The organism is Campylobacter sp. CFSAN093259, from assembly GCF_012889985.1.
GTDB classification, from domain to species: Bacteria; Campylobacterota; Campylobacteria; order Campylobacterales; family Campylobacteraceae; genus Campylobacter_D; species Campylobacter_D jejuni.
Genome location: NZ_CP040617.1, coordinates 416,533 through 437,044 on the forward strand (window position 1 = coordinate 416,533; position 20,512 = coordinate 437,044).

The following is a 20,512-nucleotide window of genomic DNA, read 5'->3' on the forward strand; positions in this document are numbered from 1 at the left end:
TTTAATGATCTGACTCATCAAGCATTTCTTTAAATACATTGAAAAGATCAAGCGATGCATTTTCAGCAACTTCGCATTTATTAATTATGCTGTGTTGAGTAATATCTTTGCTAATATCTTCTGTATTTGCTATTGTTATAGCATTATTCATATTTTCATGAACTTTTTCATGTGGCTCGTTAATTTTTAAGAAGCTTTTATTTTGCCCAAATCTTTCTTTTCCTGTGCTAGCAAGCCATTTTCCTAAGCGACAAGATGTATGATCGGCTAATTGCTTTCCTGATTTGGAAAAAATTTCTTTATAACCATTTAATTTAAAAGCTATATGATCTAGTTTTGCTAAAGATACGAAAGCTTCTGAAGCGATACCAACTGCATTTGAATTAGTAGAATGCGCTTCATTTACTAAGTGAGTAAATTTTTCGGAAAAACTCATAATATGAGCATTAGAATCTATAGAAATTTTTTCAACTTGCTCACTTTGAGTATACATTTCATTTGCATTTTGCTTTAGAAGGTTGATGTTCATTTCAACTTCTGTGGTTGCTTTTTGTGTTTTTTCAGCTAGTTTTCTTACTTCATCGGCAACAACAGCAAAACCACGCCCATGTTCACCTGCGCGTGCAGCTTCTATGGCAGCGTTAAGAGCTAAAAGATTGGTTTGATCGGAAACATCTTTAATTAGATTAATTACATTAGTAATTTCATCTACACTTCTATGCAATGTTCCTGCAACATCTCTTGTTTTATTGGCTGATTCTGTAATATTTCCCAAAGAGGCATTGATAGAATTAGCAATATGGTTAAGTTCATCCATTTCAGCAAGAGAAGTTTTAGAATAGCTAGAGATAACTTCTGCCTTATTTACATTTTCTAACATATCGCCTTGAATAATAGTAATATTTTTTAAAACCCCAGTTAATAAAACATTTAAAAGATCTGTTTTAAGTTTAGACTCTAAAGCCGCTTGTTCTAATGATGTAATTTTATTTTTTAATTCTAAATTTTCCGATTGAAATTTTTCAATTTTATGTGTAAGATTTTTATTTTCTTCTTCAAGTTTTTGAAGATCAGAATGGTTTATTTTACTTCCAAACATTGTTTTGCCTTATTTTTTATAATTTGCTAGATATTGGCTAAGTTCATCTTTTACATGAAGCTTTTCTTTTTTTAAAGTTGAAATTTCCATGCTGCTAAGAGAAGTTCTACCTTCTTCTGCATCTTTAATCATGTCATCAAGTTCATTATGACGATCAAATAGTTTATCAAAATGAGCATCTTTACCTTTTAGCTCTGACATTAATTCTCTATATTCATGTAGCATAAACTCTCCTTGTATTAGTGAAATTTAAAATTCATTTAACAAGGTATTTTACACTATTAAAAGATATTTTTAGCTTAAAAAATAATAAAATTAATAATAATTTTTAAATGTGTGTTATATAAGTGATTTGTTAAAGTTTATTTTTAAATTGGAAATTTTAAAATTGAGGAATAAATCCTCAAAATTATTTAGAATTTTGTTTTTTTAGAGTTCTTAGAGTAGAAGCTGCAATTCTCATTTTTCTCGTGGTGCCATCTTCTAAAGTTACACGAACTGTTCTGAGATTAGGTAAAAAGCGTCTTTTTGTTTTATTGTTAGCATGGCTGACATTATTACCCACCATTGGACCCTTGCCTGTGATTTGACATACTCTTGCCATTTTTTTGTCCTTATGAAAATTTTTAAATGGAGATTTTATCAAAATTAAGCTTAAAATATTCCATAATTTATAGTTTTTTTAATATATAAGTCGATAAAATATTATTTATCACATTTATATATAGTTTAAGGTTTTGATCATGTATGTAGCTCCAAGTTTATTGTCTGCAAATTTTTTGAAATTAGAAGAAGAAGTTAAAGCTATTGAAGCTGCAGGTGCGGATCTTTTACACATTGATGTAATGGATGGACACTTTGTTCCAAATTTGACTTTCGGACCTTGCGTGATCGAAAAAATTTCAACTATTAGTAAGTTGCCATTAGATGTGCATTTAATGGTTAAAGATGTAAGTAAATTTGTAGATCTTTTTATCTCTTTAAAACCGAAATTTATCTCTTTTCATATGGAAAGTGAAGTTCATCCTATAAGGCTTTGTGAATATATAAGAAGTCAAGGAATCCATCCTGCTATTGTTTTAAATCCACATACTCCTATTGATTCTATTAAACACATGCTAGAATTTGTAGATATGGTGCTTTTAATGAGTGTTAATCCTGGATTTGGTGGGCAAAAATTTTTACCTTTGATACATGAAAAAATCAAAGAATTGCGCCAAATGATTGATAAAAAAAATGCTAAAGTTTTTATAGAGGTTGATGGTGGTGTCAATGGTTTAAATGCTAGTGATTTAGAAGAATCTGGAGCTGATATTTTGGTGGCTGGAAGTTATATTTTTTCTTCTAATGATTATAAAACTGCAATTTCATCTTTAAAGCTTGAATTTTGAGTTTACAGCAAATTGATCAGATTATTTCTATATTAAATAAGCAAAGCAAGCCTTATGATTGGGTGATGCAAGAGTTTGCCAAAGTTGAAGAATTAAAAAATTTTGATTTAGATTTAGAAACTTTTGAGCTTTTGGGGTTAGGTTTAACTTTAAATAAAGATAATATTTTTACTCTTAAAACACGCACAACAAAAATTAAAGATGAAATTTTTTGCATAGTGGATATAGAAAGTACTGGTGGGGTGAGCAAGGGGGAAATTTTAGAAATTGGAGCGGTAAAAATTCAAAATTATAAAGAAATTGGACGCTTTCAAAGTTTTGTTAAGGTAAAAGAAATTCCAGAAAATATAACTGAGCTTACGGGTATTACTTATGAGATGGTGGAAAATGCTCCAAGTTTAACAAAGGTTTTAAGTGATTTTAGACTTTTTTTAAAAGACAGTATTTTTGTAGCACATAATGTGCGTTTTGATTATAGTTTTATTTCTAAGGCTTTAAATGAGTGTGGTTTTGGCATTTTGCTTAATCGTCGTATTTGCACTATAGAATTTGCACAATGTTGTATAGAAAGTCCAAAATATAAACTAGAGGTTTTGAAAGAATTTCTGGGCGTGGAAAATACGCATCATAGGGCCTTAGATGATGCTTTGGCAGCTGCTGAAATTTTTAAATATTGCCTTGGAAAACTTCCTTATCATATAAAAACTACAGAAGAACTTATAAGTTTTACAAAGACTGCACGCATAAAGTAAAAATAAATATTTAAAGTGTATAATTAAAACATAAATGACGGGAGCTTGTGTAACAGGCTGAGAGTAAGCTAAAAGCTTAGACCGAACCGGATCTGGATAATGCCAGCGTCGGGAAGATTTATAAATTTTAATACTTTAAAAATTTATACTCACCCTTCATTTATCCAAATTTTTTAAAGGATAAATTTATGAAAACTCAAATGAATTATGCCAAAGAAGGTATTTTTACTAAAGAAATGCAGATTGTCGCGCAAAAAGAAAATTTAAGTAAAGATTTTTTGCTTGAAAATATTGCTTGCGGTAAAATTATTATCCCTGCAAATATTAATCATAAAAGTCTTGATCCAAATGGTATAGGTTTTGGACTGCGTACTAAGGTTAATGTAAATTTAGGAGTTTCAAATGATTGCGTTGATTATAGCGAGGAAATGAAAAAAGTAGAGCTTGCTCATAAATTTGGCATAGAAGCAATTATGGACTTAAGCAATTATGGCAAAACAAGTCGTTTTAGAGACGAGCTTGTTAATGTTTCAAAAGCTATGATAGGAACAGTTCCTGTATATGATGCGGTAGGATTTTTAGAAAAAGATTTAAAACAAATTGGTGCTAAAGACTTTTTAGATGTTGTATATCATCATGCTAAAAGTGGGGTTGATTTTATGACAATTCATGCAGGTATTAATTCTCGCGCAACGCATATTTTTAAACAAAGTAAAAGACTTACAAATATAGTTTCAAGAGGAGGCTCTGTGCTTTATGCTTGGATGATGATGAAAGATGCCGAAAATCCTTTTTTTGAGTATTATGATGATTTGCTTGACATTTGTTTAAAATACGATGTAACTTTATCTTTGGGCGATGCTTTGCGTCCTGGATCTACTCACGATGCAAGTGATGGGGCGCAAATTTCAGAGCTTATAGAATTATCGCTTCTTACCCAAAGGGCTTGGGATGTTGGGGTTCAAGTAATGATAGAAGGTCCAGGGCATATGGCTATTAATGAAATAGAGGCAAATATGCAATTAGAAAAGCGTTTATGCAAAGGAGCGCCTTTTTATGTCTTAGGACCTTTGGTAACAGATATTGGCGCAGGGTATGATCATATTAGTGGTGCTATTGGAGGAGCTGTGGCTGCAGCTAGCGGTGCTGATATGCTGTGCTATGTAACACCTGCTGAACACTTAAGACTTCCAAATTTAGAAGATGTTAGAGAGGGTATAGTTGCGACTAAAATTGCAGCTCATGCAGGAGATATAGCTAAACTTCCAAAAGAAAGATCAAGAGATGATGAGATGAGTAAGGCTAGACAAGAGATAGATTGGGAGAAAATGTTTAAACTTGCTATTGATGGAGAAAAGGCTAAAAAAATGTTTAATGAGCGTCGCCCTGATGATTTAAACTCATGTTCCATGTGTGGAAAAATGTGTGCAATGAATACTATGAATCAAATTTTAAAAGGCAAAGATGTGAGTTTAGCTTGAATAAACTTTGAGAGTAAGATCTATAGAGATACCTTGCTCTCCTGCTTTAAGATTAAGTGGATAATCAAGCTTGATTAAGTTATTATAGTTTTTTAGAGCATCAATAAAATCATAAAGTCTTCTAGGATTGTTCATTGTCGCTTTAATGGCTAAGCGGTTTTTTAGATATTTTTCTTGTTTTTCGGGCTTAGTTTCTTGAATTTTTACGTTTTGAAAATATTTTTGTAAAAAAATATCAAAATTTCCTATATTAAAATTTTGCTCAAATTGCTCTAAGCTTTTGTTGTTTTCGCTTCTTAGAGTTGATATTTTATCTTCACTAAAGTCAAATTTTGATTTAGCGGCTTTTAAGATAGCAAGTTGTGAGTTTTCTCTAAGATTTGCTTGTTTGTAATTTTTTAATGTCGGTAAAAGTAAAAATAAGATCAAGGCTGTGCAAACGCTTATAAAACTTAACGCGCAAATGATAAGCTTTAATAAATCAATTTCTTCTAGGCTTTTATCTTTCATCTGCAACTCCTGGAATTTGTTTACTAATACTAACAAAACGATACCACCCATTATCTAAGCGATAATAGGTTGTATAGCTTTGATCAAAGATGCTTTTTAAAGGGGTTTCTAAAAGTAGAGTAAACATTTCTCTTGTAGGAGTGACTCCGATAAGTTTTAAGGAATATTCGTCTTGTTCAACACTTTCAAGAGTAATATTATCAGTTTTTACAATAATATCAAATAGATTTCTTAAGCTTTCTTTAACAATTTGATTTTGAGTATTAAAATTTTTCGCTATTTGGCTTTGATCAAATAAAATTTCATAAAGCATTTCATTTTGCTTAGTTTGATTTTGAAGCACTATAACTTGTTGTTTTTCATCATCGATAGAGCTATTGATTAATGCAATTTTTATTGTATATGTAAAATATACTAGTAAGATAAATAATATACTAAAACCAAAAAGTCCTAGCCAAATTTTATCAAAGAGTGTGAAAATAGGTTTTTTTCTTGGCTGTATAAAGCTATAAGTCATTTAACCTCCTTTCGCATCAATTCTATCATAAGATCTAAGGTGTTGATTTGTTTCGTTTTTATCTCTAAAAAAGTTTCACTTTCTAAAAAATCAATAGCATTTATGTTAATATCTGATTCGCTATATAATAAAATACCATTGATAAATACCCCAGCATATTTATCATCATTATAAAATTTTTCAATGCTCGTAATAATATAACGGCAAAGTTCCATATCATTGCTAAATTGATTTAATTCATCAAGATTAAAATTATCATTATTATCCAAAGTTTCAAGATTATTTTCTTGATCAAGTAGATCAAATTTATTATTTAAGGCTTCATTGAAGTTATCTAAGGTAACTTCAGTATCATCGTTGTTGTTTTCAATTTCTTGATTATCTTCTGATGGAAGTTCAAGCTCTAAACCTAATTCTTGCTCAAATATTTTAAAATCACCGTATAAAATAGTATTGCCTTTAGCAACAATAATTGCCAAAAGATATCCTTGCTTAAATCCATAAAGTAAAATTTGATCATCAGGCTGTTTTTCTTTTTGCATATTGTAGTAAAGAAGAGCAAAAGGGGAATATAAAAAATCTAAACCTCTATATTCTTCAAAAAGCTCGCTATAATATTCTACATGTTCGGTAGCCGTATAAACAAGGGCATTATTAAGCAAAATATGCTGTAAGCTGATTTTTCCTATATTAAAGTGCTCACAATCTTGAATATTTGTACTAGGTATTAATCCTTGTTCTTTGGCGTCTAAAAATAAAGCAGTGTGGTAAAATAAGAAATGCTTGCTTAAATTTTTTATGTACTCTAATAAATTTTCACTTTTATCAAAAGTTTTTTCATTGCTACTGATTAGTTTATTTCCTCTATAAATAGAAGCTTTTACAATATTTTTTTTATCTTCTAAAATAATACTAATAAAAAGTTGTGGAAATATTTTTTTAAGTAAAAATAACATTTCATTCCTTAAATTGATCAGCTAAGCTAATTTTATCAAATTGTTTCATTAGAAATTCTTTAGCTTTTTCTTTATCTAAAGATAAAATATCCAAAGGTTCACTTAGACTATAAGTAATCTTACTAAAAGGTTTTGGCAAGATCATCTTATCCCAACTTTTAAATTTCCAAAAACGATTTGCTTCATAGTTTAAAATTCTTATCTTTAGTTCTTTTTTTTGAGCCAAAATGATAGAACCATCTGAAATACTATGATAAGGCCCTCGTGGACCATCGGGCGTGATAACTATATCGTCATTTTGTTCTAAAACTTTAAATGCAGCTCTAAGTGCACTGCTAGCACCCCTTGAAGTGCTTCCTCTTACAGTATCAAGACCGAAAAGCTTGATGATTTTTGCAATTTGCTCTCCATCTTTATGGTGGGAGATCATGACATAGGCTTTTTTATTTTTTTGTCTATAATGTCTAAACGCAAAAGGCATGAGTGCTAATTTTCCATGCCAAAAAAGTATCACACCAGCTTTACGGTCAACTTTTTCACCTTTATAGTGCTTTTTACAGCTTAAAAAAATAAGCCATTGTAAGATGAAAATTATATATGTTAAGCAATGGATTTTAAACGATTTCCCCATATAAAACCATACGCTTTGCATTAGTTATTTTTACTTCTTTAAATTGCCCTAAAAGTTCTTCGCTACCTTCAACTTGAACTAAAAAGTTATTATCTGTTCTTCCAGCAATGCTATTGCCTGCTCTTAATTCTTCAAATAAAACTTTAAAAGTTTTATTTTCTTGTTTTTTTACAATTTTATCTAAAATTTCACTATGACGATTTTGTAAGGTGCTAAGTCTTCTTGAAGCTATTTCTTCATCGATTTGATTAGGCATGGTTGCGGCTTTTGTTAAAGGGCGTTTGGAGTATTTAAAAGAAAAAATTTGTTCAAAACGCACTTTTTCCAAAACATCTACAGTCTCTTCAAAATCTTTTTCACTTTCCCCTGGAAAAGCTACAATAATGTCTGTAGAAATGCTAACATTTGGACAAAGTTCTCTAAGTTTTAAAGCTCTATTTAAATACCATTCTTTAGTATAGCCACGCTTCATAGCTTTTAAAATTTCACTTGAGCCGCTTTGTAAAGGCATATGCATGGATTTGCAAACTTTTGGATTATTGGCAAAAACTTCTAAAAATTTATCATCCATGTGCAAAGGATGTGGACTTGTAAAGCGAATGCGTTCCAAACCTTCTATAGTGCTAAGTTCTTCTAAAAGATCTGAAAAGTCCATTTTTTTATGTTCGTTTCTAAATCTTTTGCCATAGTTATTGACATTTTGTCCTAGCAAGAAAATCTCTTTAGCGCCTTTTTCAATAGCTTTTTGAGCTTCTTTGTAGATGATGTTAAAAGGTATGGAAATTTCATCTCCTCTAGTATGTGGCACTATACAATAAGTGCAGTGTTTATCACAACCTATGGAGATATTAATATAGGATTTATAAATACTATTTCTAAAATCTGCAAAAGCAAATTCACTTTCATCATAGTCTATATCCACGCCCATAAATTTTGGAGTTTTTATAGCTTGAGTGATTTTGGAAATATTTCTTGCCCCTAGAACAAAATCCACATAAGGAGCACGTTTGAAAATTTCATTTCCCAAATGTGATGCAGTGCATCCACAAACTCCTATTTTAGCACCTTCTTTTTTAACTTTTTCAAAGCCACCCACTTCTGAGAAAAGTTTATGCACAGGTTTTTCACGCACTGAACAGGTATTAATAAGAATAAGATCTGCTTCTTTGATATCTTCTGTTAGTGCGTAATTTTCTTTTTGTGTTAATTCTGCGATCATATGCTCAGAATCTCTGACATTCATCGCACAACCTAAAGTTTGGATAAAAAGTTTTTTAGCACTCAAAGAATATGTACCTCATACATAAAATCATTATCATCAAGTCCGTATTTTACGGTTCTATGATAAATGCTTACTCCTTTTTTTTCAAAATGATTTACAAGGGCAATGAGTTGTTTGTGTGTATTATCTTTATCAAAATAAAAAAACTTTTGTCCTTCTTTTTCTATAGCCTCTTCGATTTTTTCTAGGCTAATATTTTTAGGTTTTTCATTAATCAAAGTTCTTGCCAATTTTAATTCCATAGCTAAATCCTTAAGAATTTTCATTTTAATCTATAATTTTAGCAAATTTTACTTTTAATTAAACTTATTAAGGATATAATTTTTATCTACATTATTTAAATTTCCCACAAAAAAGGTTTTATAAAATATGGAAAAGATAGCAGATATTATCGAATCTATTGCTAATGAAAAAAATTTAAACTTAGAGAATGTAAGAGAAAAGGTAGCTACCGCTTTAATCAATACTGCAAAAAGAATTTATGGACAAGAATATGAGTTTTTTGTGGATCCTAAAAATTTAAATCTTTATCAAAAAATTACCATAGTAGCAGATAATGACGAGAGATTGCAAAATAAAAGTGAGAGTTTTATCGCGTTAAGTAAGGCAAAATCAGAAGCTCCAGATGTTGAAATAGGAGATGAATTAACCTATGAATGTTCTTTGGAAAATTTAGGAAGAACTGCGGTAAATACCTTGCATAAAGAACTTGAATATCATATACAAAAATTATTAGAACAAACTATTTTTGAAAAGTATAAAAACAAAGTAGGGCAAATGGTTTTTGGTACAGTTGTTAGAGTGGATAATGAAGAAAATACTTTTATTGAAATAGATGAATTAAGAGCTTTTTTACCGAGAAAAAATCGCATTAAAGGGGAAAAGTTTAAAATAGGTGATGTGGTAAAAGCTGTGATACGCCGTGTTTATACAGATAAGGGTATTAAAATCGAGCTTAGTCGTACAAGTCCTAAATTTTTAGAATGTTTACTTGAAGCTGAGGTTCCAGAAATCAAAGATGGTTATGTCAATATTATAGGATGTGCTAGAATTCCAGGTGAAAGAGCAAAAATCATTCTTCAGGCCAATGGAACAAATATCGATCCTGTAGGAGCTACAGTAGGTGTTAAAGGTGTAAGAATTAATGCGGTAAGCAAAGAGCTTCATAATGAAAATATTGATTGTATAGAATTTACAAATGAGAGTGAAATTTTAATTTCTCGTGCCTTGGCTCCTGCTATTGTAAATTCTGTAAAAATTGAAGATAAAAAAGCTATTGTAAGTTTAAATAGCGAACAAAAAAGCAAAGCTATAGGAAAAAATGGTATTAATATTCGCCTTGCTTCTATGTTAAGTGGTTATGAAATAGAGCTCAATGAATTAAGCTCATCGCAGCTAAATAATGCCATCAGCAATGAAGAAGCAATGAAAAATCTTCAAGATTTGTTTAAAATTTAAAATATTTGTGAATTTTCACAAATATTTTTTATAAAACCACTTCCAATAAAATGCCGCAAAGATAAAAATCATACCCAATAAGCCTGTAATTAGTTCTAAACTCAAGCCTATTTCAAATAAAAAGCCCATAAGCATTGAAATAATAGCGCTAAAACTAAGATAAATCATATCTGTATAAGCGATCACTCTACCATGATATTCTTTGTCGGCATTTTTTTGTATCATAGTGTAGGTGTAAGCCCAAAGCGCTGAGGTAAAAAAACCTGCACCGATTAAACCTAAAAAAGAAATATAAAAATTAAATTGAGTTAAAGCCCAAAGTATAATACCCAAGCCTTGACCAAGATACATGTAAAATAAATTTTTATCATTAATAAATTTGCTTAAAACCATAGGTCCTATAGCTAAAGAACAAGCACGTACTGCATTTAAAAACCCTATTACTAAAGCAGCAGATAAAACTTCTTTATATTGATGTTGCGCTAAAAGCGTAACCAAGGTTTCATAAGCAGTTAAACCTATAAAAGCGTGAAGCAAGATAAGATGAAAAATTATCTTATTGTTTAAAACATAGAAAAATCCTTCTTTTATCATGGTAAAAAAGCGACTTTGTGTTTTTTGATGAAAATCAGGAATGCTTAATCTTACTAAAAAAGAAATGCCTATGAGTATAAGTATACAGTCAAATAGAAAAGCGGTTTTAACTCCTAGAAAATAAATAAAAATTCCCGCACTTGCCATACCTGCTGTATAAGAAATCGCCCAAATGACACTGTGCATTTCATTAGCGAGTTTAAGTTCTTGAGGAGTTAAAATTTTGGCCAATAAACTCATTTCAGCTTGAAAATAAATCGAAGCAACACAAAGTCTTATGAAAATTAAAATAAATAAAAGCCAAAGCATACTAAGACTTGTGACAAAAATAAGACAAAAAATAGAAATTAATTCTATGCTAATCATACTGAGTAAAAGTTTTTTAGGTTTATTTTTCTCTACTATGACGCCATTAATAGGAGCAAGTAAAACTCCAGGTAAAAAAGCAAGCATAGCACTTGTAGCTGTTGCCCAAGTAGGAGCATTAAGTTCGACTAAAAGGGTAAAAACTCCCGTTTGAGAAAACCATGCTCCAAAATATACTATAAACTGAACCGAAGCTAATATTCTGATATTTTTATTATTTTTTAATAGTTCAATGTAATTCATAAGCGAAACTATAGCATAATTTATATTTTAAATGCTATAATTATTTTAATTATGTAAAAAACAAGGAAAAATTTTGAAAAGACTGGATAAAAAAGAAGCTTTAGATTTATTACACCATGCAAGTTTAACAGAACTTGGAGAAATGGCTTATAAAAGAAAATTAGAACTTCATCCTGAAAAAATCACCACTTTTGTTGTGGATAGAAATATTAATTATACCAATGTTTGTTGTATTGATTGTTCTTTTTGCGCTTTTTATCGCCATCATAAAGAAGATGATGCTTATATTTTAAGCTTTGAAGAGATAGGCAAAAAGATAGAAGAGCTTGAAGCTATCGGGGGAACACAAATTCTTTTTCAAGGCGGGGTGCATCCAAAATTAAAAATAGAATGGTATGAAGAATTAGTTTCTTGGATAAAAGAACATTATCCAAATATCACTGTGCATGGTTTTTCAGCAGTTGAGATCGCTTATATTGCAAAAGCATCTAAAATTTCAATCACTGAAGTGTTAAAAAGATTGCAAGCTAAAGGTTTATTTTCTATACCAGGAGCAGGTGCTGAGGTGCTAAGCGATAGGGTGCGTGATATTATCGCACCAAATAAATGTGATACAGCTACTTGGTTAGAAGTACATCGCCAAGCTCATAAAATTGGTATGAAAAGTACAGCTACTATGATGTTTGGAACGGTTGAAAATGATGAAGAAATCATCGATCATTTTGAGCATTTGAGAAAATTACAAGATGAAACAGGGGGATTTAGAGCTTTTATTTTATGGAGCTTTCAAAGTGATAATACTGCTTTAATCCAAAAACATCCAGAGATTATGAAACAAAGTTCTAACAAATATTTAAGACTTTTAGCTTTAGTAAGACTTTATTTAGATAATTTTAAAAATTTACAAAGTTCTTGGGTAACTCAAGGCTCACTTATAGGCCAGCTTGCTTTAAAATTTGGGGCCAATGATTTAGGCTCAACTATGATGGAAGAAAATGTAGTAAGTGCTGCAGGAGCAAGTTATAGAATGAATCAAGATGAGATGATAAGGCTGATTAGAAGTTTAGGCGAAAATCCAGCTAAACGCAATACCGCTTATGAAATTTTAGAAAGGTTTTAATGCAGTATTTAGAGAGTAGGGGTATTAAAATCCCTTTTATTTTTGAAAAAAATTCTGATTTTCCTATTGTTGTTTTAAAGCTTGTTTTTAGAAATTGTGCTAGAAGTTATGATGAAATAGCAGGCTTAGCTAAGATGTTTTCACGTATTTTAAATGAAGGCGTGGATGATAAATTTTTTAAGGATTTAGAATTTAGAGCGATAAATTTAGAGGCAAGTAGTGGTTTTGAAAGTTTGGAAATCAATCTTTCTTGCTTGAAAGAAAATTTTGATTTTGCTTTAAAGAGTTTAGAAAAATTGCTTTTAAAACCAAGAATAGAAGAAAAAACTTTGCAAAAATTAAAAATCAATGCCTTAGGTGAGCTCGCGAGTAAAAATAGTGATTTTGATTATTTAGCAAAAAATTTACTCAATGCTCAAATTTTTAAATGTAAAGAATTTCAAAGTCCAAATGATGGAGATGAAAAAAGTATAGAAACTTTGTCTTTAAAAGATTTGCAAAATTTTTATAAAAATTTTATCCATCTTAGTGATTTGGTTGTGATTTTAGGAGGAGATTTAGAAGAAAAACAAGCCAAGGAAGATCTTTTAAAACTCTTATCAAAACTTCAAATAGGCAAAAAAAATACTCCAAAAAAATATGAGTTAGGCAAAAACATCAAAGATGAAATTTTGGTACGCCCAGAAAGTGAACAAGCTTATATTTATTTTGCTACGCCTTTTTTTGCTGATTTTAAAGATAAGGATTTATATCTTGCAAAAATTGCCTTATTTGTGCTAGGGCAAGGAGGATTTGGTTCAAGGATTATGGAAGAAATTCGTGTTAAAAGAGGTCTTGCATACTCAGCTTATGCTATGCTTGATATGAATATGTCTTTTTCTAGAGTTTTTGGATATTTACAAACTAAAAATGAAAGCGCTAAAGAAGCTAAAAAAATCGTAAAAGAGCTTTTTGAAGATTTTATAAAAAATGGCATGACTCAAAATGAACTTGATCAAGCTAAAAATTTTCTCATAGGATCAACTCCTTTGCGTTATGAAAGCTTAAGCAAGCGTTTATCTATGTCTTTTAACGAATTTTATCAAGGTTTAAATTTGGGATATTATAAAGAAGAGTTAAAACTTATGGAAAAGGTTAAACTTGAAACCATAAATGCTTATATTAAAAAACATCAAGAGCTTTTAAATATAAGTTTTGCAAGCATACAAAATGAAAATTAAAGAAAGTGATTTTGAATTTTTTAAAAAATTAAAAATTAGAAGTGCTATTGATTTAGCGCTTCTTTTACCTAAAAAAATTGAAAATTTAAATCCAAGTAAAAATCCTAAAGAAAATGAAATTTGTACCCAAAAAATCACTATAAAAAGCGTTAGTTCAAGAAAAAATCAACTTTTTGGTTTAGGTTTTTGTGAGGAATGGCAAGAAAATATTTCTTTTGTGTTTTTTCATCCTAGAGCTTGGCATTTTGGTATTTGTAAGGTAGGAAAAGAGCTTATTTTTAATGCTAAACTCTCGCATTTTAATCACACTTGGCAATTTAACAATCCTAAAATTTTAACTTCTTTTGAGGGTTTTAGTCCAAAGTATCAAATTTTAGGTTTAAAAGATACAAAAATTGCTGCTTTTATACATAAATATCTTAATTATGAAAATTTAAAAGAAAGTGGCATAGAGGATAAATATATACATTTTCTTTTAAATTTGCATGCTTATGATGAAAAAAGTTTTTTTATGTTTGAAAATTTGCAAAATTTTAGCAAAGATTTAAAATATATAGAAATATATAATTTTTTAAAGCGTTTAAAAGCTAAAAAAACGCATTTTAAAGCTCATCAAATCAATGTTTTTAATATAGCCAATTGGCTTAAAGATTTGCCTTTTTCTCTTACTAAAGATCAGCTTAATGCCTTAAAAGACATAGAAAAAGATTTACACTCAAAAGAAGCCAAAAGGCGTGTGATTATGGGTGATGTGGGGTGTGGTAAAACCTTGGTTTTACTTGGTGCGGCTTTGATGGTTTATCCTAAGCAAGCTATTTTAATGGCACCTACTAGTATTTTAGCGTATCAGCTTTATGAAGAGGCTAAGAAATTTTTACCTGATTTTATGAATATTTTGTTTATTAAAGGGGGTAAAAAAGAAAAAGATTTAGAACAAAATATCCAAAAAGCAAATCTTGTTATAGGCACTCATGCTCTAATTCATTTAGAAAGCCATAATGCCGTACTTGTAATGATAGACGAACAACATCGTTTTGGATCAGCTCAGCGTGAGAAAATTCATTCTTTAAATAAACAAGAATTTGCCCCTCATTTTATACAGTTTTCAGCTACGCCTATTCCAAGAACTTTAAGCATGATACAATCTGAACTTTTAAATTTTAGCTTTATTAAACAAATGCCTTTTAAAAAAGATATTACAACTTATTGCATACAAAATGAAGGTTTTTCTAAGCTTAGCGAGAAGATCAAAGAAGAAATCGCTAAAAATCATCAAATTATCATTATTTATCCCTTATTGAGTGCTAGTGATAAGATTCCTTATCTTTCTTTAGAGCAGGCCAAAGAATATTGGCAGAGTCATTATGAAAAAGTTTTTGTAACTCATGGAAAAGATAAACAAAAAGATGAAATTTTAGAGCGTTTTAGAGACGAGGGAAATATTTTACTAAGCACTACAGTGGTGGAAGTAGGTATTTCTTTGCCAAGATTGAGTATGATAGTGATTGTAGGAGCGGAACGTTTAGGACTTGCTACTTTACATCAACTTCGTGGCCGTGTAGGTCGTGTAGGGCTTAAAAGTGCTTGCTATCTTTATACTAAGCTTAAAGAAATTCCGAGTCGTTTAAAAGAATTTGCTAGCACTTTAGATGGGTTTAAAATAGCAGAGCTTGATCTTAAAAATCGTTTGAGTGGAGATTTGCTCGATGGTTTTATGCAACATGGAAATGAGTTTAAATTTTTTGATTTTTCCAAGGATGAGGAGATTTTAGAAAAGGTAAAAAAAGATTTGGCAAAAAAATTGCCAAATTAATGTCCGCCGTACTTGTAAAGCATATTTTGAAAATGTGAAGCTATCATTTGTGCACGCTGTAAAATGACATTTTTCATTTCTTCATTATAAACTATATTTAAACTTTCTTCAAAAAGTTTTAGCCAAATTTCAAAAAACTCTTGAGGAAAAGGAGGTAGATCTAAGTGCTTTTTTAAGGGTTGCCCATTATAATCACCTTCGCCTAAAAGCATGCCTGCCCAAAAATTTCCTATTTTTGCTTTATGTTCTTTCCATTCTTCATCGCTTGTTCCAATAGCATTGTTAAAAATAGGACCTAAATCCTTATCTTTTCTAACTTTTTCATAAAATATTTCCATGAGTTTTGCTATGCTTTCTTGATTAATTGTTTCAAATTTCATATAAGCCTTTCTTAAATGTTAATTTTATGGCGTTAATATAGCAAAAATAAGATAAATTAAATTTAACATAAGTTAAGAATGGAAATATTATATAATGAAAGATTATTTAGAACTTTTATCTAGTGTAGGAAAATTAAAAAAATTTCAAAAAAATAGTATTTTATTTTATGAAGGCGAAGAGGCTAAAAAATTTTTTATTTTACTCAAGGGAAAAATACGCATTTATAAAAGTACAGCAAGTGATAAAGAAATTACTTTGCATTATTTTAATCCTCCAAATTTTATAGCAGAAATGCCTGCTTTTAAAAAATTAAATTATCCTGCTAATGCTGTTTTTGAAGAGGATGGAGAAATTTTGGAAATTGATTTTATTAATTTTCAAAATTTATGCAGTGAAAATAAAGAATTCAATTTTTTACTTATCAGTTCACTTTTTGATAAAATTAAAATTTTAGAAAAGAAATTATCTCAAAATGCATTAGATTTAAGGACGAGATTATTAAAGTATCTTTTGGAAAATGAAAAAAATTTAGATACAATTTCACAAAAACAAATTGCAATTGATTTAAATGTTAGAGCGCAATCTTTATCTCGAGTGTTAAAAGAACTTAAAATTTCAGAACTTATTGATACAAAAAAAGGTAGAATTGAAATTTTAAATAAAGATATGATCATGAAAGAACTTTGGTAAAATTTAAGGTAGAGAATGGATTTTGATTTTATATTAGCTCAAGCTCCTGCTTTTTTAACGGCTGCTTGGCTTACGATAAAACTAAGCTTTTTTGGAATTATTTTTTCTTTGATAATAGGTTTGTTTTGTATTTTAATGAGTTATTTTAAAATAAAAATTTTAGAAAATATTTGCAAGCTTTATATAGAGTTTTCAAGAAATACGCCTTTATTAATTCAACTTTTTTTCTTATATTATGCTTTACCTAAATTTAATATACATTTAGAGCAAATTCCACCGCTTGATTTGATTTGCTTAAGCGTAGAAGAAACTTTAAGGCCTTCTTTTGCTTGTGCTATAGTAGGACTTAGTTTTTTAGGAGGTTCTTATATGGCTGAAAGTTTAAGAGCGGGATTTGAAGCCATAAGAAAACAGCAGTTTGAAGCGGGACTTTCTTTGGGTTTTTCAAAATTTGGAAATTTGCGTTATGTGATTTTGCCGCAAGCTTTGGCTATTTCTATGCCAAGTATTAGTGCTAATATTATATTTTTAATCAAAGAAACTTCAGTCGTTAGTATTATTGCCTTGCCAGATTTGGTGAATTTAATGAAGAGTTTAAATTCCTTAACCTATAAGACAGATGAGCTATTGTTTTTGTTGTTTATGGGATATTTATGCATTATTTTGCCTTTGTCTTTTATTTTGCTAAAGTTTGAAAAAAGGTTGCTTCATGCTTGAACTTTTAAATACCGATACGCTTTTAAGACTCTGGCAAGGGCTTTTTGTCACTCTTGAAATTTCATTTATCAGCATTATTATTACTTCGATAGGTGGGTTATTTTTAGGAATTTTAATGAGTTTTAAAAATACCTATATCTATGCTTTTTGTCGTTTGGGTTTAGAATTTGTGCGTGTTATGCCACTTTTAGTATGGCTTTTTGTGGTGTATTTTGGTTTTCCTAGATGGTTTGGGTGGGATTTGAGTTCTGTAAGTGCAGCTATTATTGTTTTTAGCATTTGGGGTTGTTTTGAGATGATGGATTTGGTGCGTGTTTCCTTGCAGAGTATTCCAAAACATCAGTATGAAAGTGCATCATCTTTAGGTTTAAATACGGTGCAAAGTTTTGCTTATGTTATTATTCCACAAGCTATGCGTCGTTTAACTCCTATGAGCATGAATTTACTTACTCGTATGATTAAAAGTACAACCTTTGCTTATTTAATCGGCGCGGTAGAGCTTGTAAAAGTAGGGCAACAAATTATAGAATTTCATAATAGAAATGATTTTGCACCTTTTATTATTTATGGTTTGATTTTTTTTATCTTTTTTATACTTTGTTATCCTATCACTTTATATTCAAGAAAATTAGAGAAAAAATGGAGCTAAAATGAGTATACTAAAAATAGAAAATTTACAAAAGTATTATGGTTCGCATCATGCTTTAAAAGATATTAATTTAGAAGTTAAGGCTAAAGAAGTTGTGGTGATTTTAGGTCCTAGCGGATGTGGAAAATCTACGCTTTTGCGTTGTATTAATGGGCTTGAAGAGATTGCAAGTGGTAATATTTATATTGATAATGAGAAAATAGATAAAGATTTTAAAGAATGGCCAAGAATGCGTCAAAAAGTTGGTATGGTTTTTCAATCTTATGAGCTTTTTGAGCATTTAAGTGTTGAAGAAAATATACTTCTAGGGCCTATGAAAGTGCAAAAAAGAAAGAAAGATGAGGTTTTAAAAGAGGCTAAAATTTGGCTTGAAAAGGTGGGGCTTTTGCATAAAATTCATGCTTATCCAAGAGAACTTAGCGGAGGACAAAAGCAAAGAATTGCCATAGTAAGAAGTTTATGCATGAATCCTGAGTTAATGCTTTTTGATGAGGTTACAGCAGCGCTGGATCCTGAGATTGTCAGAGAAGTTTTAGAAGTGATGTTAAATCTTGCAAAAGAGGGTATGACTATGCTTATTGTTACTCATGAAATGGGTTTTGCTAAAGCTGTAGCAGATAAAATTATTTTTATGGATGAAGGAAAAATCATCGAAGAAAATGATCCTAAAAGTTTTTTTAAAAATCCAAAAAGCGAAAGAGCAAAGAAATTTTTAAATTTATTTGATTATCATAATATAGATAAAAATAATATTGGTTTATGATAATAAAATTTACAAGACTAAAATTTTATAGAAAAACTAAAAAAGTCTTGACAAAATTTTTTTTTTGAGTTATAATCTTACTTTTATTTTTGCTGGTTTAGCTCAGTTGGTAGAGCAGCTGCCTTGTAAGCAGCAGGTCGGGGGTTCAAGTCCCTTAACCAGCTCCATTTATTTTAGCAGTGTTTGACCAGAATATTGAAAAAGCAATATTTTTATGGTGAGTTACTCAAGTGGCCAACGAGGGCAGACTGTAAATCTGCTGGCTTTCGCCTTCCGTGGTTCGAATCCACGACTCACCACCATGCTTTGCGGGAGTAGCTCAGTTGGCTAGAGCATCAGCCTTCCAAGCTGAGGGTCGCGGGTTCGAGTCCCGTTTCCCGCTCCAATAATTTAAAAGAACTGGGAGCTGTATTTTAAAACCTTTAACTTACAGTATATATCCCATTTAAGAGTTTTTGTTGTCTGTTATTGTGTATAATTTTTCTGAGCGCTCGTATGGCTCAGAGGTAGAGCACTCCCTTGGTAAGGGAGAGGTCGCGGGTTCAATTCCCGCTATGAGCTCCATGAATTGAAAAAATTATATAGATATAAGACTTGCTTTGCTCAATTTATTTTTTATACGGAGGAAAAAAATGGCTAAAGAAAAATTTTCACGTAATAAGCCACACGTAAATATTGGTACTATTGGTCATGTTGACCATGGTAAAACTACTTTAACAGCTGCTATTTCTGCTGTTCTTTCTAGAAGAGGTTTAGCAGAGCTTAAAGATTATGATAATATCGATAATGCTCCAGAAGAAAAAGAGCGTGGTATTACTATTGCTACTTCTCATATTGAATATGAAACAGACAATCGTCACTATGCACACGTTGACTGCCCAGGTCACGCAGATTATGTTAAAAACATGATTACAGGTGCTGCACAAATGGATGGAGCGATCTTGGTTGTTTCTGCTGCAGATGGCCCTATGCCACAAACTAGAGAGCACATTCTTCTTTCTCGTCAAGTAGGCGTTCCATATATTGTTGTTTTTATGAATAAAGCAGATATGGTTGATGATGCTGAACTTTTAGAGTTAGTTGAAATGGAAATTAGAGAATTATTAAGCTCTTATGATTTCCCAGGCGATGATACACCTATTATTTCTGGTTCTGCTTTAAAAGCTCTTGAAGAAGCTAAAGCTGGACAAGATGGTGAATGGTCAGCAAAAATTATGGATCTTATGGCTGCAGTTGATAGCTATATTCCAACTCCAACTCGTGATACTGAAAAAGACTTCTTGATGCCAATTGAAGATGTTTTCTCAATTTCAGGTCGTGGTACTGTTGTTACAGGTAGAATTGAAAAAGGTGTTGTAAAAGTAGGTGATACTATCGAAATCGTTGGTATTAAAGATACTCAAACAACAACTGTAACAGGTGTTGAAATGTTCAGAAAAGAAATGGATCAAGGCGAAGCAGGAGATAACGTAGGTGTTCTTCTTCGTGGTACTAAAAAAGAAGAAGTTATCCGTGGTATGGTTCTTGCTAAACCAAAATCAATTACTCCACACACTGACTTCGAAGCTGAAGTTTATATCTTAAATAAAGATGAAGGTGGTAGACATACTCCATTCTTTAACAACTATAGACCACAGTTTTATGTAAGAACAACTGATGTTACAGGTTCGATTAAATTAGCTGATGGTGTTGAAATGGTTATGCCAGGTGAAAATGTGAGAATTACTGTAAGCTTGATCGCTCCAGTAGCACTTGAAGAAGGAACTCGTTTTGCTATTCGTGAAGGTGGTAAAACTGTTGGTTCAGGTGTTGTTTCTAAAATTATTAAATAATTTAATAAAGCCAAGTTAAAAGCTTGGCTTTAATTTTTTAAGGAAAA

The 20,512-nt window shown here is 30.6% G+C and carries 23 protein-coding genes, 4 tRNA genes and 1 riboswitch; of the genes, 16 read left to right on the top strand and 11 right to left on the bottom strand.

Annotation, left to right across the window (positions count from 1 at the left end; all coding sequences use genetic code 11):
- Nucleotide 1: 1 nt before the first annotated feature.
- The 3 genes from FBF20_RS02195 to rpmB form a co-directional block, all read right to left on the bottom strand.
- A complete protein-coding gene (locus FBF20_RS02195) occupies nucleotides 2-1,099 on the bottom strand; it encodes a methyl-accepting chemotaxis protein (RefSeq protein ID WP_002858516.1) in 1,098 nt (365 codons plus the stop codon).
- Nucleotides 1,100-1,108: 9 nt separating this feature from the next.
- Entirely contained in the window at nucleotides 1,109-1,324 is a 216-nt protein-coding gene (locus tag FBF20_RS02200; RefSeq protein ID WP_002855201.1) for a YdcH family protein, read from the bottom strand.
- Between the two features lie 184 nt (nucleotides 1,325-1,508).
- Nucleotides 1,509-1,703: a 50S ribosomal protein L28 gene (gene rpmB / locus FBF20_RS02205; protein WP_002854974.1), complete on the bottom strand. Its 195-nt coding sequence runs from the start codon at nucleotides 1,701-1,703 to the stop codon at nucleotides 1,509-1,511.
- A gap of 139 nt (nucleotides 1,704-1,842) precedes the next feature.
- Between rpmB and rpe the strand changes: the two genes are divergently transcribed.
- The 3 genes from rpe to thiC all read left to right on the top strand — a co-directional run bounded on the left by rpe (nucleotide 1,843) and on the right by thiC (nucleotide 4,723).
- Nucleotides 1,843-2,490 (top strand): ribulose-phosphate 3-epimerase, encoded by a 648-nt coding sequence (gene rpe, locus FBF20_RS02210; protein WP_002858571.1) that lies wholly within the window; start codon nucleotides 1,843-1,845, stop codon nucleotides 2,488-2,490.
- A complete protein-coding gene (locus tag FBF20_RS02215) occupies nucleotides 2,487-3,242 on the top strand; it encodes a 3'-5' exonuclease (RefSeq protein WP_002880676.1) in 756 nt (251 codons plus the stop codon). The genes rpe and FBF20_RS02215 overlap by 4 nt, the downstream gene beginning before the upstream one ends.
- Before the next feature lie 27 nt (nucleotides 3,243-3,269).
- A riboswitch (TPP riboswitch) is annotated at nucleotides 3,270-3,374 on the top strand.
- 56 nt (nucleotides 3,375-3,430) lie between these two features.
- Entirely contained in the window at nucleotides 3,431-4,723 is a 1,293-nt protein-coding gene (gene thiC / locus FBF20_RS02220) for a phosphomethylpyrimidine synthase ThiC (RefSeq protein WP_002889652.1), read from the top strand.
- On the opposite strand, the gene FBF20_RS02225 is transcribed toward thiC, so the two are convergent.
- Genes FBF20_RS02225 through FBF20_RS02250 form a run of 6 tightly spaced genes read right to left on the bottom strand, consistent with a single transcriptional unit; the run spans nucleotide 4,715 to nucleotide 8,861 of the window.
- Entirely contained in the window at nucleotides 4,715-5,233 is a 519-nt protein-coding gene (locus FBF20_RS02225) for a hypothetical protein (RefSeq protein ID WP_002868197.1), read from the bottom strand. The two genes, thiC and FBF20_RS02225, sit on opposite strands and share 9 nt — an antisense overlap.
- Nucleotides 5,223-5,750, bottom strand: a complete 528-nt coding sequence (locus FBF20_RS02230) for a hypothetical protein (RefSeq protein ID WP_002858498.1) — start codon at nucleotides 5,748-5,750, stop codon at nucleotides 5,223-5,225. Before FBF20_RS02230 ends, FBF20_RS02225 begins: the two co-directional genes overlap by 11 nt.
- Nucleotides 5,747-6,706: a hypothetical protein gene (locus tag FBF20_RS02235; protein WP_002858619.1), complete on the bottom strand. Its 960-nt coding sequence runs from the start codon at nucleotides 6,704-6,706 to the stop codon at nucleotides 5,747-5,749. Before FBF20_RS02235 ends, FBF20_RS02230 begins: the two co-directional genes overlap by 4 nt.
- Nucleotide 6,707: 1 nt before the next feature.
- The gene (locus tag FBF20_RS02240; RefSeq protein WP_002867614.1) at nucleotides 6,708-7,337 is read right to left on the bottom strand and encodes a lysophospholipid acyltransferase family protein; all 630 of its coding nucleotides are present in this window, start codon (nucleotides 7,335-7,337) and stop codon (nucleotides 6,708-6,710) included.
- Entirely contained in the window at nucleotides 7,321-8,622 is a 1,302-nt protein-coding gene (miaB, locus tag FBF20_RS02245) for a tRNA (N6-isopentenyl adenosine(37)-C2)-methylthiotransferase MiaB (RefSeq protein WP_002858634.1), read from the bottom strand. Before miaB ends, FBF20_RS02240 begins: the two co-directional genes overlap by 17 nt.
- Nucleotides 8,619-8,861, bottom strand: a complete 243-nt coding sequence (locus tag FBF20_RS02250; protein WP_002851103.1) for an HP0268 family nuclease — start codon at nucleotides 8,859-8,861, stop codon at nucleotides 8,619-8,621. The genes miaB and FBF20_RS02250 overlap by 4 nt, the downstream gene beginning before the upstream one ends.
- Nucleotides 8,862-8,988: 127 nt before the next feature.
- On the opposite strand from FBF20_RS02250, the gene nusA reads away from it, so the two are divergent.
- Complete coding sequence (nusA, locus tag FBF20_RS02255; protein WP_002858478.1) at nucleotides 8,989-10,077, top strand: transcription termination factor NusA; 1,089 nt, start codon at nucleotides 8,989-8,991, stop codon at nucleotides 10,075-10,077.
- A 15-nt stretch (nucleotides 10,078-10,092) separates the two neighbouring features.
- Here nusA and FBF20_RS02260 read toward each other — a convergent pair whose 3' ends face one another.
- Nucleotides 10,093-11,280 carry an MFS transporter gene (locus FBF20_RS02260; protein WP_002858477.1) on the bottom strand — a complete coding sequence of 396 codons (1,188 nt, stop codon included), beginning with the start codon at nucleotides 11,278-11,280 and terminating at the stop codon, nucleotides 10,093-10,095.
- Nucleotides 11,281-11,353: 73 nt separating this feature from the next.
- Between FBF20_RS02260 and FBF20_RS02265 the strand changes: the two genes are divergently transcribed.
- The 3 genes from FBF20_RS02265 to recG are packed head-to-tail and all read left to right on the top strand — an operon-like array spanning nucleotide 11,354 to nucleotide 15,433.
- The gene (locus tag FBF20_RS02265; RefSeq protein WP_002851090.1) at nucleotides 11,354-12,400 is read left to right on the top strand and encodes a dehypoxanthine futalosine cyclase; all 1,047 of its coding nucleotides are present in this window, start codon (nucleotides 11,354-11,356) and stop codon (nucleotides 12,398-12,400) included.
- Nucleotides 12,400-13,620: a pitrilysin family protein gene (locus FBF20_RS02270; protein ID WP_002858609.1), complete on the top strand. Its 1,221-nt coding sequence runs from the start codon at nucleotides 12,400-12,402 to the stop codon at nucleotides 13,618-13,620. The genes FBF20_RS02265 and FBF20_RS02270 overlap by 1 nt, the downstream gene beginning before the upstream one ends.
- Nucleotides 13,610-15,433: an ATP-dependent DNA helicase RecG gene (gene recG, locus FBF20_RS02275; protein WP_002858588.1), complete on the top strand. Its 1,824-nt coding sequence runs from the start codon at nucleotides 13,610-13,612 to the stop codon at nucleotides 15,431-15,433. The genes FBF20_RS02270 and recG overlap by 11 nt, the downstream gene beginning before the upstream one ends.
- On the opposite strand, the gene ctb is transcribed toward recG, so the two are convergent.
- Entirely contained in the window at nucleotides 15,430-15,813 is a 384-nt protein-coding gene (gene ctb, locus FBF20_RS02280; RefSeq protein ID WP_002858471.1) for a truncated hemoglobin Ctb, read from the bottom strand. The two genes, recG and ctb, sit on opposite strands and share 4 nt — an antisense overlap.
- A 94-nt stretch (nucleotides 15,814-15,907) precedes the next feature.
- On the opposite strand from ctb, the gene nssR reads away from it, so the two are divergent.
- From nssR to tuf, 9 genes are all read left to right on the top strand, one after another.
- The gene (gene nssR / locus FBF20_RS02285; RefSeq protein WP_002859028.1) at nucleotides 15,908-16,504 is read left to right on the top strand and encodes a nitrosative stress-sensitive transcriptional regulator NssR; all 597 of its coding nucleotides are present in this window, start codon (nucleotides 15,908-15,910) and stop codon (nucleotides 16,502-16,504) included.
- Between the two features lie 15 nt (nucleotides 16,505-16,519).
- Entirely contained in the window at nucleotides 16,520-17,221 is a 702-nt protein-coding gene (locus tag FBF20_RS02290; protein WP_002858512.1) for an amino acid ABC transporter permease, read from the top strand.
- A complete protein-coding gene (locus tag FBF20_RS02295) occupies nucleotides 17,214-17,870 on the top strand; it encodes an amino acid ABC transporter permease (RefSeq protein ID WP_002864176.1) in 657 nt (218 codons plus the stop codon). The genes FBF20_RS02290 and FBF20_RS02295 overlap by 8 nt, the downstream gene beginning before the upstream one ends.
- A gap of 1 nt (nucleotide 17,871) precedes the next feature.
- On the top strand, nucleotides 17,872-18,633 hold the full coding sequence (locus tag FBF20_RS02300) for an amino acid ABC transporter ATP-binding protein (RefSeq protein ID WP_002858600.1): 762 nt from the start codon (nucleotides 17,872-17,874) through the stop codon (nucleotides 18,631-18,633).
- A gap of 91 nt (nucleotides 18,634-18,724) precedes the next feature.
- Nucleotides 18,725-18,800, top strand: a tRNA-Thr gene (locus tag FBF20_RS02305).
- Between the two features lie 49 nt (nucleotides 18,801-18,849).
- Nucleotides 18,850-18,935: transfer RNA gene (locus FBF20_RS02310), tRNA-Tyr, on the top strand.
- 6 nt (nucleotides 18,936-18,941) lie between these two features.
- Nucleotides 18,942-19,018: transfer RNA gene (locus FBF20_RS02315), tRNA-Gly, on the top strand.
- A 104-nt stretch (nucleotides 19,019-19,122) separates the two neighbouring features.
- A tRNA-Thr gene (locus FBF20_RS02320) sits at nucleotides 19,123-19,197 on the top strand.
- Nucleotides 19,198-19,265: 68 nt separating this feature from the next.
- The gene (gene tuf, locus FBF20_RS02325) at nucleotides 19,266-20,465 is read left to right on the top strand and encodes an elongation factor Tu (protein WP_002855271.1); all 1,200 of its coding nucleotides are present in this window, start codon (nucleotides 19,266-19,268) and stop codon (nucleotides 20,463-20,465) included.
- Nucleotides 20,466-20,512 lie beyond the last annotated feature (47 nt).

What these genes read in the sequence shown, in the direction of transcription:
- FBF20_RS02195 (WP_002858516.1), bottom strand. Translation starts at nt 1,099, where the DNA reads ATGTTTGGAAGTAAAATAAACCATTCTGATCTTCAAAAACTTGAAGAA.
- FBF20_RS02200 (WP_002855201.1), bottom strand. Translation starts at nt 1,324, where the DNA reads ATGCTACATGAATATAGAGAATTAATGTCAGAGCTAAAAGGTAAAGAT.
- rpmB (WP_002854974.1), bottom strand. Translation starts at nt 1,703, where the DNA reads ATGGCAAGAGTATGTCAAATCACAGGCAAGGGTCCAATGGTGGGTAAT.
- rpe (WP_002858571.1), top strand. Translation starts at nt 1,843, where the DNA reads ATGTATGTAGCTCCAAGTTTATTGTCTGCAAATTTTTTGAAATTAGAA.
- thiC (WP_002889652.1), top strand. Translation starts at nt 3,431, where the DNA reads ATGAAAACTCAAATGAATTATGCCAAAGAAGGTATTTTTACTAAAGAA.
- FBF20_RS02225 (WP_002868197.1), bottom strand. Translation starts at nt 5,233, where the DNA reads ATGAAAGATAAAAGCCTAGAAGAAATTGATTTATTAAAGCTTATCATT.
- FBF20_RS02230 (WP_002858498.1), bottom strand. Translation starts at nt 5,750, where the DNA reads ATGACTTATAGCTTTATACAGCCAAGAAAAAAACCTATTTTCACACTC.
- FBF20_RS02235 (WP_002858619.1), bottom strand. Translation starts at nt 6,706, where the DNA reads ATGTTATTTTTACTTAAAAAAATATTTCCACAACTTTTTATTAGTATT.
- FBF20_RS02240 (WP_002867614.1), bottom strand. Translation starts at nt 7,337, where the DNA reads ATGGGGAAATCGTTTAAAATCCATTGCTTAACATATATAATTTTCATC.
- FBF20_RS02250 (WP_002851103.1), bottom strand. Translation starts at nt 8,861, where the DNA reads ATGGAATTAAAATTGGCAAGAACTTTGATTAATGAAAAACCTAAAAAT.
- nusA (WP_002858478.1), top strand. Translation starts at nt 8,989, where the DNA reads ATGGAAAAGATAGCAGATATTATCGAATCTATTGCTAATGAAAAAAAT.
- FBF20_RS02260 (WP_002858477.1), bottom strand. Translation starts at nt 11,280, where the DNA reads ATGAATTACATTGAACTATTAAAAAATAATAAAAATATCAGAATATTA.
- FBF20_RS02270 (WP_002858609.1), top strand. Translation starts at nt 12,400, where the DNA reads ATGCAGTATTTAGAGAGTAGGGGTATTAAAATCCCTTTTATTTTTGAA.
- recG (WP_002858588.1), top strand. Translation starts at nt 13,610, where the DNA reads ATGAAAATTAAAGAAAGTGATTTTGAATTTTTTAAAAAATTAAAAATT.
- ctb (WP_002858471.1), bottom strand. Translation starts at nt 15,813, where the DNA reads ATGAAATTTGAAACAATTAATCAAGAAAGCATAGCAAAACTCATGGAA.
- nssR (WP_002859028.1), top strand. Translation starts at nt 15,908, where the DNA reads ATGAAAGATTATTTAGAACTTTTATCTAGTGTAGGAAAATTAAAAAAA.
- FBF20_RS02290 (WP_002858512.1), top strand. Translation starts at nt 16,520, where the DNA reads ATGGATTTTGATTTTATATTAGCTCAAGCTCCTGCTTTTTTAACGGCT.
- FBF20_RS02295 (WP_002864176.1), top strand. Translation starts at nt 17,214, where the DNA reads ATGCTTGAACTTTTAAATACCGATACGCTTTTAAGACTCTGGCAAGGG.
- FBF20_RS02300 (WP_002858600.1), top strand. Translation starts at nt 17,872, where the DNA reads ATGAGTATACTAAAAATAGAAAATTTACAAAAGTATTATGGTTCGCAT.
- tuf (WP_002855271.1), top strand. Translation starts at nt 19,266, where the DNA reads ATGGCTAAAGAAAAATTTTCACGTAATAAGCCACACGTAAATATTGGT.